This window comes from Flavobacterium acetivorans (assembly GCF_020911885.1).
GTDB classification, from domain to species: Bacteria; Bacteroidota; Bacteroidia; order Flavobacteriales; family Flavobacteriaceae; genus Flavobacterium; species Flavobacterium acetivorans.
The window spans coordinates 2,425,889-2,438,298 of sequence record NZ_CP087132.1; the positions used below are offsets into that span (position 1 = coordinate 2,425,889).

The following is a 12,410-nucleotide window of genomic DNA, read 5'->3' on the forward strand; positions in this document are numbered from 1 at the left end:
TATATTGTTATTAACAAAATACCTGCTTTTAGTGAGGGATTTTTTAGGGTAAGGAGGGTAAGCAAATTTAGAGTAAATTATTTTCTGTTTTTTCTGTTTTTAAACTTTTGGATTTAAATGAAGGAATGATAAACATCGCGCATTATTATATTTCAAATATATTCAAATTTTCTTACAAATCATCAAATGGACTTTTTATTTGTTACAGGCTTTTCGCAGTTACATAGATCTACATCTCAGTAGTTTTACCACTAGTAATACCTCATTACAGACCATAAAAAAAGAGGCTCGATAGCCTCTTGACATTCTCTCTCAAAACTTTACGATAACTCCATAGTACCTGCCAGTGACCGGTTCCGTTCAACACAGCTTTCATTGTTCGTGCTGCGCACGCAACGAAAACTTAGCTGTTGTGCGTTCGTTTTTTTTATTCGGTTAATTTGTCAATTTTGTTGTCTGTCAAGTTTTGAATGTTTTTTGTTATTCTTTCAATGTCCCAATTCCACCATTTTAGTTCTAATAATTTTGAAATTGTTTCTTCGGAAAATCGCTTTTTAATTTCCTTAGCAGGATTTCCTCCGACAATCGAATAAGGTTCAACATCTTTTATAACTGTCGAATTTGTCGCAATAATTGCTCCATCTCCAATTGTTACTCCTGCCATTATTGTTGCATTGTAGCCAATCCAAACGTCATTACCAATATTTATGTCACCTTTTTGTGGGTAAGATTTATTGTCCATTGCGTTTTCCCAACCGTTTCCAAAAATCGCAAACGGATAAGTTGTCAGAGCATTTGTCAAATGATTTGCACCATTCATTATAAATTTCACGTCAGAAGAAATCATACAAAACTTTCCGATTATTAATTTGTCGCCGACAAAGTCAAAATGGTATTTTACATTTTTTTCAAAGTTGTCAACATTCTCAAAATCGTCATAATACGTAAAGTCGCCTACAATTATATTTGGATTTTTAATAACATTCTTCAAAAAGCAAAGTCTGTCATAATTGTCAAGTGGGAATTTAATATCTTTATTTGGTCCTGTCATAAAGTTTTCTTTATTTGATTACGGTCGGTCTTAAAATGACGCACAACTAGTATATAGTAATGACGTGGTCGCTATTATACACCTAATTTTGGTTAGATTGTAGTGATAAACATCGTGCATTATTATATTTCAAATATATTCAATTTTTCTTACAAATCATTAAAAGCCTTTTTAATTCACCGCAGGCCTTTCGTGCTTATATAGATCTACATTTCAATAGTTTTACTGCTAGTAATCCTAATTATAGAGCATAATAAAAGAGGCGCAAAGGCCTCTTGAAATTCTTCTTACTCATTTATCGTAAACCTCATAAGGGATGGCTTGACGTACATATTATAACGAGTAGGGGATAGCAGCTATTTTTACTTTTTTCCTTGATAAAAAAAGTAACAAAAAAATCAAGCCTGAATAGTTGCTCCCGATCGCCATCGGGGCCGAAAATCTCGGGAGCATTTCCCTATCGCGACCCCAGCCGCTCGTGTTGCACACTCGACTCGGGGGTCACTCCCGCCGGCCAACGCTCAAATCCTTGCCCGGATTTTCTAGGATAAAAATATAAGGGCGGGGGTACAGTGGAAACTTACTCTGATTTTGCCTAACTATTCACAACTTACTTCTCACTTTTCACAACTTTAGGTTTGGTTCCGTTCAACCGCGGGTTCATTACTACGTCCGTTCGCTGTCGCTCGGGTGTTGGCTTTTCAAGACCTCGAAACCTGAGCTGTAGGCAGATGTATTTATTTTTTTGTCCAATTTATAAATTCATTCATAACTTCTTTCCAATGTTCTTTTTCGTAATTTGCAGTTCCGTCTTCATTAACTTCAAAAAAGTTATGCTCTAAATTTAAATATCGTTTATATGTTAAATTATTTTTTGAGTTTTGGATATAAAATAAAGGAACTAAATCACATAGATCTGAAGCAATATCATTTGTGCCATATGCTAAATAAGTTGGTATTTTAATTTGTAGCCAATCATTTAGCAAAGGTCTTGAAAATGATTTCCAAGCTAATAAATAAGGTTTTTTAATTAAAGAATCTTTATCATAAGAGTCTTTATACATTTGATAGGTCTTTTCAATTTTATCATTAGCTTCTAGCCAAGTAATTTCTTTTCTTTCAGCTTCTTTTCTATAATGTCTAATGTTTTGGTCTATTCTACCAAATGGATTTGGACCAAATAATCCCAAATGTGTAACTTTCTTGTTATTCAAAGCAATTAATGTTGCCACTTTTGAACCTTGAGAATGTCCAGCAACTATTAATTTTGAATTATCTACCCATTTTTGTTTTCGCAAAAAAGTTAAAACTTTTTCTGCTCTACTTTCATAATTCTCTAAAAAATCTGTCTTTACATATTCTTTATCAAATTCATTAGGTTCTTTCTCATCTGGAATGTAACAGTACGATTTATTTAGGTATTTTTCGGCAACAATTACTGGGGTTTTTGGCATTGAAATTACAACTAAATGATAGTTCTTTTTTATTTCATCTAGGTCGAAATTTGTTATTCCACCTCCAATCATCCACGTATTTTCTTTTTCAGGTTTTACGAATAATGGCATTGGTAAAGAACCTTGACAAAATAAAAAAACTGGTTTTATTTGATCTAATTTAGTGTCAATTAATATAAAATTAACAGTGTCCTTTTCTTGTTTTATACTGAATTGAATTGCTTGATTATTTATTATATTTAGTTTTTGCCCAAAACTTAATTGGATAAAAAGAAATAGGAATAATGTCGTTTGTAGTTTTCTCATAATATATTTGCCAACGTCAGTATATCTGATGGCGATCGAACTGATAAGCTTTACAGCTGGTTTTTATTTCGTTTTGATAGCCTTGAATTTCATTTCATTACTTCGTCCGTTCGCTGTCGTTTTGCTGTTCGTGCTAAGCACGCAACGAAAACTTAGCTGTTGTGTACAGTACTATTCGAATTTAAAAGTTGAAGAATGATCTTCGCAATTTGACACCAAGCTTTTGCAAAACCCATCTATGTCTGGATAAATCATTTCGGTTTTTACACCAAACCCTTTAATGTTTAGTTTGACTGCTCTTTTCACTTCTTTTGGAATAATTATTTTGATTACTGAACATTCAAAAAATTTAATAAAATCCTCAGCCATGTTTAATGGTTCATGATTGAAATCAATTATGTTTTTTGATAATTCATCATTAATATTAATACCAAATAGAGAGTTTAAATTATCAATAAATCGAATATTAACATCCAAAGGAATAGCAAAAAGACCTTGTTGAACTTGAAGACGATGATTAAGTAAAAAAGGTTCTATAAAAACTACTGTTTGTTCTTTTAGCTTTCCATTTAAATAATTTGAAAACAAATCGCTGGATTGTCCAAAGATTAACTCAATTAACATTTTTTCGACTTCTGGATTTGAATGAGCACCATTAACATTACTAATATTTATGCCCCAAATTGCACCGTCATTTTTATCATCAAAATCTTCAGTGCAAAAATATGAAGCAACTAGTAACGATTTTGTAAAATCTAATAGTCTTGTTGGACCTCCATGATGTTGTATTTTAGCAATACGCTCAAAATCATTCGTTACTATATCTTTTGAAGATTCATACAAATGCTGCTTTCTCTTAAATTCTCTTAGAATTCTTAGTTCACTTGATGGAACACATGATGTTTTATCAATTTGTCTTTCAAGATTTGTTTGAAGTGGCCATTCTGCATTAGAATGTCCTCTCCAATAAAAAGGAAGAGAAGATAATTCTAATAAATCTTTGAAATTCTTAATTCTTATTGTTAATGTTTTCGTCATTTTTGAAGTATTTTACACAACGTTCCCTTGCTACAAGTGGTTTGGGGTTAAATTAAGCCTTATTTTCGGATTTGCCAAATCTTCCAAATACAAACCAATTTTTCCATTAAGCCAAATCCCCAAATTGCTTGTAGCGTGTGTGTGTGCCCTGCATGAGCAGGACACACTCTGTAAGCTCGATTAAAAATTGAAAAATACAAATTTCGGATTATAAATCAAACTTGCAGAGTGTTATTTTTCCAGAGGGTGTAAGTCCCTTATGAGCGGATTGAAACCCCGAATCATTAGTACGTCGCAAGGTTGTTAGTTGTGAAACCAGAACTGAAGGAAGCGAAACGACAAAGTCCGGTACTGACGAACAGAAACGGCATAAGAGGCTGTTATACGAGGATAAGCAAGCACACCATTGCAACGTCCGAAGGTTACCAAAATCGTATTTCAGTAGATGCCGCAGAGATTGGACAAAGGAAAAAGTTCTTACCAGGGGAGGTCTTGGCAACCACGAGTTGGTTATGTCAAGAAGTCAGCAGAGGTCATAGTACTTGGGGCAACGAGTTGCGAATAGATACCGCATAGGACTCACAAACAAGGAAGGACCGAACGCAAAATGGTTCTTAATTTTCAACGGAATAACGCAAGTTATAGCCCTGAAAAACAAGAACAGGTTAAACGATTAAAACAACAAAATGATTGAGAGCGTAGTACATCCTTACAATCTGCAAAAAGCAGTAGAGCAAGTGATTTCCAACAAAGGAAGCGCAGGAGTTGATGGTATAAAAACAAGTCAACTTAAAATGCTATTTCCCCAAAGGAAAGACCAATTGCTCGAAGCCGTCAGAGAGGGAAACTACTTGCCACAAGCCATTTTGGGCATTGAGATTCCCAAGGGCAACGGAAAAACACGACTTTTGGGAGTTCCCACCACTACCGATCGAGTGTTCCAACAAGCCGTAGCACAGGTTATAGCGCCACTATTTGAACCCGAATTCAGTACTAACAGTTTTGGATTTAGACCCAGCAAAAACTCCCGACAAGCCGTTGGGCAAGCGAGGGAATACATCCATCAGGGATTGAACCACATTGTGGACATTGACCTGAAAAATTTCTTTGATGAAGTTGACCATTGCTTGCTGTTGAATTTGGTGTACCAAAAAGTGAAATGCAAAACCACGATGCGCCTGATGCGTAAATGGTTGCGAGTACCGATACTGATTAACGGCAAACTACAAAAACGAAGAAAAGGCGTTCCGCAAGGTTCTCCCTTGAGTCCGTTATTGTCTAATATCCTGCTCAATGAGTTGGACAAAGAAATGACAAGACGTAAACTAAAATTTGTACGTTATGCCGATGATTTCAGTATCTACTCTAAATCGCAGAATCAGGCGAAAGCCACGGCAGTTGTCATTGCCAAATTCTTGAAAACGAAGCTCAAACTTACCATCAATGCTGATAAAAGCGGGATTAGACGTCCTGTGAACTTTAGCTTGTTGGGATTTGGGTTTGTACCTACGTATCAAAAAGGGAGCAAAAACCAATACCAGTTGGTAGTAGTAGAAAAGGCTTGGAAGAAACTAAAAGAAAAGCTCAAAAGTATTAGCCGCAAAACTGCACCAGTCAAACTAGAAGACCGTATTATCAAGATAAACGAAATCCAACGAGGATGGTTAAACTATTTTCGAGGAACGAGTATCATGGGGAAATTACGGGATATAGATGGCTGGCTCAGAAACCGACTTCGATACTGCATTTGGCACGATTGGAAGAAACCTGAGAGGAAAAGGAAAAACCTAATTCGATTAGGAATTGATCAAGACCACGCCTATGCATGGAGTCGAACTCGCAAAGGTGGTTGGGCAATTGCTCAGAGTCCAATCTTGGGAACTACCATAACCTTGAAACGCTTAAAACAAAAAGGGTATCAATCATTGACCGATGTTTACATCTCACTTAATCCATCTCTTTGCGAACCGCCGAGTACGTGACCCGTACGCTCGGTGGTGTGAGAGGCGCACTCCGTTCCATTAGGGGCGGAGCCGTCTACTCAATTGTACCTAGTGCTTTTATTTATTATACTTTTTCAATATTATTTTAGAAATAATTTCAGTTTCCTTTTGATTTCGACCAGTTGTAAAAACTTTTAAAGCATATTCCCTTTCCGTCCAAAACAATACTAAATCTATTGAATTATCAGCATTTATTTTTCTAATTAATTTCTTTCCTCCCCAATCAGTTGATTGAATATTAACAATATATGGGCAGTGTTTTAATTTTTCGGAAAATTCTCCGAGTTCTTTTTTTCCGTGATGATCTGCTAAATGAATCGTTGCAATATTTTCTGATTTAATTAATAGCTCTTCAGGTTTTGAATGAAACATATAGCACCAATTTTCATAATCAGTTTTATTTTTTACTTGTTTATTTTCGTTTAATTGAACTTGAGAAAAGTCTATTCCTAAAAAACCATTACATTCAGATTTACAAAAAGAATTTGCCTCTTCTTCAGTATTTATATCAACCTCGCAAGATTTAAGTTGTTGCTCAATGAATCTATATATTTCTTGTTCTTCCTGACCACTTATTTTGGTATATAATTCTTCTGTAATTATCGGTAAATTATATATTGACGGGTTCTTCCAAAAAGTATGACTTTCCTTTTTTTCTATCAGAACTAAATCGAGAATTCCTTTTTTAAATAATTGATATTCAGTTGTATTTAAAGAAGTATTGTTTAAAAAAAAATTACTCATTTCTTCTAATTTTAAACAATTCTGAAAAATCTTTCTGACTTTGATCAAAAAAGCCTTTTGGCCAATCCGAAAGTTCTCCTCTTTGGTTAATTGAAATACTATTAATTTGTGGTTGAATAGAGTCTTCAACCTTATCAAAATAGTTTATAGTTACTTTATTGTTATCTATTTTATTTTTAGCACACGCAAGTTGAATTCCATTTAATATATGGTCACTATGAGTTTCTACAATAACTTTAACACCAGAATTAGCAATAATCGATAAAAATTCTCCCATTTTTGATTGAGCAGATGGATGTAAATGTGCTTCGGGATTTTCAACAATTAAAAGCCTATTTTTCTTCGCAATTAATCCACTTACTATGATTGGTAAAACATAACTAATACCGAAACCAGTATTTGTTGGAACTATAGGATTACCTTTTGAATAACTATTTTGAACTTCTATTCTTGCAGAATGTGTTTTGTCATCATAATGAGGTGTAATAGTTGTTCCATTAAGTATGTAGCTTAACCAAGCATTTATGTGATTGATAAAAAATTTGTTACCTTTTAATTTTTCGTCAAATATTTTTCCTTCTTCTATTTTAAAATTGTAGTTTAAATTTGATATTACTTGTGCAGTGTATTCCCCTTTGTATCCAGTATTCTCATAGTCAAAAAATTGAATATTTTGAGCAATTCTTGGACCTAAACGTTCTGCGTTTAGGTAATAGAATTCTTGAAAATAAAGTGGGTTTTCTTTTAAATTATTCACTAAAGGTTCAATAGGTGTAATCCATAAATCATTACCTTGGTTTGTACTATAATTAATCGAAAAGACTTCATTTTTAGTTATTAAACCAAGATTTATTTCAGTTTTAGTATAATCAATTGGAAGTAAATATTCACTATTTCCTAAATTTAAGCAGTAAGCACCATTTAACTCAACATTTAAACCATTAAGTTCTTTTAAATTATATGCATTACCTTCCCATTTAGCACAATGTTCGATAGTTCTACGTAAAAGTAATAGAGCTTGTATTGAAGTACTTTTTCCATTACCATTAGCACCTGCAAAAATTGTCAATTCATTAATTGGAATTTCGATGTCATAAAAACACTTGAAATTGGAAATTTTTAATTTTATCATTTTTAATATCGAATATTGTTATTAAATAATACTTTTAATTTGTTAAACGTATAATTTAAATTGTTCCAACCATTTGTCCCGTATGACAAATAATTAAATAAAGAATCATCACTTCTAATTTCTTCTGCTAGGAGATGTAATAATGAAGAACTATCATTAAGTTCCTTAACCCTGTCAAAATCATAACGTGCTAACAAAACAGAAGTGCATACGAATAAAGCTTTGTTAATTAGTTGTTTATATGAAGTAGGTTCTAGGTCTACTGGAGTTATTTTCCTAAATGCGTATTTTTTACCAATTAGATATTCTGCATTTTTCATAGCATTCGAAAAATCTATAACGTATTTATCTAAATCTTCTTTATTTGTTTTTTTATGATTTTCTGCAAACCAATCTAGAGAAGAATCCATATAACCATTATATCCTTCAATATTTCCATCAAGAGTATTTAACAAATTAAAGAATAGAAATCGCAAAGCGATTTCTTGGTCATCCATTCTTTTACTTTTTATACTTCTGTCTGTTGCACTTGCAAATTCAGGTAATGAAACCATTTCTTTTAGAACATCTCTTACTCCTTGACCAGTAAAGCAATTTCTGATTTCTTGATTGTTTAATGGTCTTCCGCCAGTATTTATCCTTCTGAAAATATCATACTTTACATTATATGGTGAACTTGGGTCAATAAAGTTTGCGGAAATTGAAGTTAGATTAAACCATCTGAAATATTTACTATCAATTCCAACCTTTTTATTTAAAGATTTATAATATTTGCCACCACAAGAATCTTGTAAATATTGTAGATTTTTGAGTGGAAACTTATTATCCATAAAATCTTTAATGGTGGTTATTCTTTGTAAACCATCAACTACAGTTAATTTTCCTTCATTATCTTCTGCAAAATAAAACATAGGCAAAGGAATTCTCAAAAGGATAGATTCAATTAATCTAGATTTTTCAAAATTTTCCCAAACCAAATTTCTTTGAAAGTCAGGATTTAGATCAATATCTCCACTTTCCATCATCTGATATAGTGTTGGTATTGCTAATTTATCAGTTCTAACTTTAATATCATCAGGATTATATGGATCATCATTGCCTTGAGAATTTTCAACAAAACTATCTGTTCCAGATTGTTCAATTTGAATGATCTCTATAACTAGGTCATCTAATTTAGATTCAATTGTTTCGGAATCATCAATTATTAAATTAGATTTTTGTTTTATGATAAAATGATTACCATTCAACTGTAATGTCATCCAAATTTTTTGTTCAGAATCTATTAAATTAAAAAAATGATTACCATCAATTATATTTTTTACTGGATTTAAAAAAACAGTTTCTTCATTATCTAAATTAAACTCAATATTCATTTTTTAATTTATTTTATACTTACAAATTTACATTTTTAAATTTATTAATTGTATTGTGATGAATTAAGTTGAAAAATAGTAGATAATTTCTATCTTGCACCGTCATTTTTTAGCATTAGGTACAACTAGCATATATATCTGATAAAATCAGACCTATCACCCCACATTTAGAGAGATAGGTCTGACAACGGTCATGTATTATGTCTTATCAAATATATAAATAATTTATTACAAATCATCAAAAGGACTTTTATTCACCGCAGGCCTTTCGTACTTCTATAGATCTACATTTCAGTAGTTTTACTGCTAGTAATCCTGATTATAGAGCATAAAAAAAAAGAGGACACTAAATCCTCTTGACATTCTCTCTCAAAACTTTACGATAACTCCATAGTTGACGGACATGTAATCGGTTCCGTTCAACAGGAGTTTCATTACTACGTCCGTTCGTCCCGATAATTATCGGGACTCGGGTGTTCGTGCTGCGCACGCAACGAAATTCTAGCTATTGGCAGTAGTGTTTTTTAATTTAATTGCTCAAGTTTTGCAATAAATTTCACGATTTTTTCCACTTTCTGATTTTCTGTAGCTGTTGAATTTATGCTCAGAATTATTTCATTTTGTTCATCAATTTTGAGTTTGTTGAATATACTCAATACTTCAGCATCTTTGAAACATTCAAAAATCATTTCATTTTCATTAGTTTTTTCTTCGTTTTGATTTTCAAGAAAAAGTGTAACATTGACAAAATCTCCAGCGCCTTTTCCAATAGAATTTCTAATTTCAGAGTTTAACGCCATTTTTTTGTCGGAGTTTTTCATTGGACCTAAATTCTTATTTTTGATTTCAAAATTGTCAATTTTACCAGAAACTTTTAGATCTCCCCATTTTCCTTTTATATTTTTAGTATTTGGTATAATAAGTTGATAAGTCCAAGCACCATTTCCTGGAATATATTGAATTTCTAATTTTTCATTTTCTACAATAAAATTCATAGTTCTAATTCAAAGTTTTAGTTTTTTTTTTCGACGTCTGAAAACATTACTGCTAACTTGTTTATAGGCGAATAAACTCGATCTGTTTTGTTCCAAAGTAGCAAGATAGGCGCAAGTTTAGCTACGTTTTTATTCGTATTATTTTTTATCAATATCTTACAAATTCAGAAACATTTCTTACATATCAAAGGGATTGATTATCTTTTTTAAAGGACTATTGCTCACATGAGTATAGTTCAATGTTTTACTGCTAGTAATCCTAATTATAGACCATAAAAATAGAGCCATTATAGCCTCTCAAAATTCTTCTTACTCATTTACCGTAAACCCCATAAGGGATGGATGTAGAGCGACGATCTCAAAGGTGAATGCAATTCGACGTCATTAGCTTTAAGACAACTGCTAGTAATTCGAGGTCAGGAGACTTCGTAGAACTGTTACTGTTTTTTTTATTCTTCCCAAACAACACTTAGGGCAGTATTGTATTTTTTATTTATAATACAATATTCAAAAAACTTATATTGATTTTCATTTTCCCAATCTTTTACATCAAACCAAGTTGATTTCCAGATAGGTCTTTTGGAGAGACTACCGGGATATATTTTACCCTTATCAAAAAACTCGGCAGCTACCGAATCCTCAGGAGGTGCGAGCCTTGTACGGTCAATAATAAAATATGGAAAGTCATCAGGTCTTTTCCAATATTTTACAATATTGCTGTGCATATAAAAAATGCAAATAGGATGGTTTCCTAATTCAAAATATCTAAATATCACAGAAGTGATACTTGTCTTAAAATATTGAGATAAACTCCTTAGAAGATCCGGCGAAAAAGGTTTACCTTTTATTTTTTCAATAAAAAGTGTAGTGGGCATTAATAACTCAGAGGCAAATTGGTTGGCTTCGCTTTCTTGTTTCCCCGCCTTTGCCTGTGACTCTTTGTTGCTAAACCAGCTTGTAGTTCCTTCGTTATCATTATGAATTTCAATATTTTTATGAAGTATGAAATGCCCAATTTCGTGTGCAAGAGTAAAACGTTTTTTTTCTTCAAACTCAATTTCGCTATTAAGCTCCACAAGAGTTTTCGTCTTTCCGAAAATAATTCTTCCATCACAATTCTCCAGTGGTTTTTCGATAAGAGTTATCCCAAGTCCACTGGCAAATAATTCAAGTGAAAAATCAATTAAATTATCTAAACCACAAGACTCCAAAAGGTCTTTGGCTGCATTTGCACTTTTACTTAACCGCGGGGTCTTCGTCATTATTTTCCAGTTCTTCTAAAATATTAAGTAAATTATGACCTTTAATGATTTCCTTAATTTCTGTTTCGCCTAAACGATCTAAATTTCTAAATTGAAAAGACAATTCATTACTTGCAATTAAATTTTTAATTACAGAAATAGGTTTTTCCAATCCTTTTTCAATTCCTTCTTTAAGTGTCAATGCCACTTGTAAAAGCCTGTCATTATGAATTTTATTTGCTTTGGCCTTGGCCAGAAATAATATCTTTTTGACATTCTTTTCAGCAATAATATTCATTTTATCTAGATCTATTCCCTCGTCTGTAAGGACATTGTTTATATAAGTACTATCACCTTCCTTGATGGAATCTAATAGAGCTTCATCGATATTCTTTATATATGTTTTTTTCATGACCAAGTACTCTCTAATTGTTTTCGTAAAAGATTTATTTTTCTGTCGAGTCTTTTCCTAATGACAGTAATCCCTTCCGGCGGAATTTTTAATTCATCCGCTATTTCGCGTCTTAATAATCCTTTTGACATACATTCAAAAACAAGTAATTCATCTATATCTGCTCCAGACTTTTCTAATTGAGATATGCAGTGGTTATACAATTCATTATATTCGATACTTTCAAAATCAAGAACTGAACCTTCATCTTCCACTTCTACATTTTCAGTTTTTACATAACTTCCAGAAACAATATTGGAAATCTCACTGTCGAGTGCACTATAAAACTGTTTCTCAAAATCAGGAAATTTATTTTTATACCAATTTCGACCGCCTTCGTCTAAAAAAGAAATAAACAGATTTGAAACAATATCTTCGGCCATCTGTCCTTTGAAGCCTTTGTCAGGATCATATACAATGTGAAATTGAAACAGAAGACGTTTAATTGTATATGCGACCAGCTTCTTGAAAAACTCGTTTGTGACGATAGTTCCTATTGCTGTATTAATATCATCAGCCGATGCTTTAATATTTATATCATCTTCTTCCATTTATATCTTAATGCTGTTTTTATTAATAAAAATTCCATCGACTGGAAATTTATGACTTTTATTCAGCATAT

Annotated in this window: 11 protein-coding genes; 1 reads left to right on the forward strand and 10 read right to left on the reverse strand. The window is 32.4% G+C overall.

Translation table 11 applies throughout. From position 1 onward, the window contains the following. Nucleotides 1–427: 427 nt before the first annotated feature. The 3 genes from LNP19_RS10585 to LNP19_RS10595 all read right to left on the reverse strand — a co-directional run bounded on the left by LNP19_RS10585 (nucleotide 428) and on the right by LNP19_RS10595 (nucleotide 3,849). Nucleotides 428–1,051 carry a CatB-related O-acetyltransferase gene (locus tag LNP19_RS10585; protein WP_230061894.1) on the reverse strand — a complete coding sequence of 208 codons (624 nt, stop codon included), beginning with the start codon at nucleotides 1,049–1,051 and terminating at the stop codon, nucleotides 428–430. Nucleotides 1,052–1,788: 737 nt separating this feature from the next. After that, entirely contained in the window at nucleotides 1,789–2,811 is a 1,023-nt protein-coding gene (locus LNP19_RS10590; RefSeq protein ID WP_230061895.1) for an alpha/beta hydrolase family protein, read from the reverse strand. A gap of 171 nt (nucleotides 2,812–2,982) precedes the next feature. Continuing rightward, entirely contained in the window at nucleotides 2,983–3,849 is an 867-nt protein-coding gene (locus tag LNP19_RS10595) for an FRG domain-containing protein (RefSeq protein ID WP_230061896.1), read from the reverse strand. Between the two features lie 686 nt (nucleotides 3,850–4,535). Here LNP19_RS10595 and ltrA point away from each other — a divergent pair. After that, complete coding sequence (gene ltrA, locus LNP19_RS10600; protein WP_230061897.1) at nucleotides 4,536–5,831, forward strand: group II intron reverse transcriptase/maturase; 1,296 nt, start codon at nucleotides 4,536–4,538, stop codon at nucleotides 5,829–5,831. Between the two features lie 78 nt (nucleotides 5,832–5,909). Here the strand turns inward: ltrA and LNP19_RS10605 are convergent, their stop codons facing one another. The 7 genes from LNP19_RS10605 to LNP19_RS10635 all read right to left on the reverse strand — a co-directional run bounded on the left by LNP19_RS10605 (nucleotide 5,910) and on the right by LNP19_RS10635 (nucleotide 12,339). Further along, on the reverse strand, nucleotides 5,910–6,596 hold the full coding sequence (locus LNP19_RS10605; RefSeq protein WP_230061898.1) for a hypothetical protein: 687 nt from the start codon (nucleotides 6,594–6,596) through the stop codon (nucleotides 5,910–5,912). Further along, the gene (locus LNP19_RS10610) at nucleotides 6,589–7,728 is read right to left on the reverse strand and encodes an AAA family ATPase (RefSeq protein WP_230061899.1); all 1,140 of its coding nucleotides are present in this window, start codon (nucleotides 7,726–7,728) and stop codon (nucleotides 6,589–6,591) included. The genes LNP19_RS10605 and LNP19_RS10610 overlap by 8 nt, the downstream gene beginning before the upstream one ends. 2 nt (nucleotides 7,729–7,730) lie before the next feature. Next, complete coding sequence (locus tag LNP19_RS10615) at nucleotides 7,731–9,101, reverse strand: DUF262 domain-containing protein (protein ID WP_230061900.1); 1,371 nt, start codon at nucleotides 9,099–9,101, stop codon at nucleotides 7,731–7,733. 524 nt (nucleotides 9,102–9,625) lie between these two features. Next, nucleotides 9,626–10,096: a DUF1905 domain-containing protein gene (locus LNP19_RS10620; RefSeq protein ID WP_229942682.1), complete on the reverse strand. Its 471-nt coding sequence runs from the start codon at nucleotides 10,094–10,096 to the stop codon at nucleotides 9,626–9,628. Between the two features lie 449 nt (nucleotides 10,097–10,545). Further along, entirely contained in the window at nucleotides 10,546–11,358 is an 813-nt protein-coding gene (locus tag LNP19_RS10625; RefSeq protein ID WP_230061901.1) for an ImmA/IrrE family metallo-endopeptidase, read from the reverse strand. Next, the gene (locus tag LNP19_RS10630) at nucleotides 11,333–11,749 is read right to left on the reverse strand and encodes a hypothetical protein (RefSeq protein ID WP_230061902.1); all 417 of its coding nucleotides are present in this window, start codon (nucleotides 11,747–11,749) and stop codon (nucleotides 11,333–11,335) included. Before LNP19_RS10630 ends, LNP19_RS10625 begins: the two co-directional genes overlap by 26 nt. Then, the gene (locus LNP19_RS10635; RefSeq protein ID WP_230061903.1) at nucleotides 11,746–12,339 is read right to left on the reverse strand and encodes a hypothetical protein; all 594 of its coding nucleotides are present in this window, start codon (nucleotides 12,337–12,339) and stop codon (nucleotides 11,746–11,748) included. Before LNP19_RS10635 ends, LNP19_RS10630 begins: the two co-directional genes overlap by 4 nt. Between the last annotated feature and the right edge of the window lie 71 nt (nucleotides 12,340–12,410).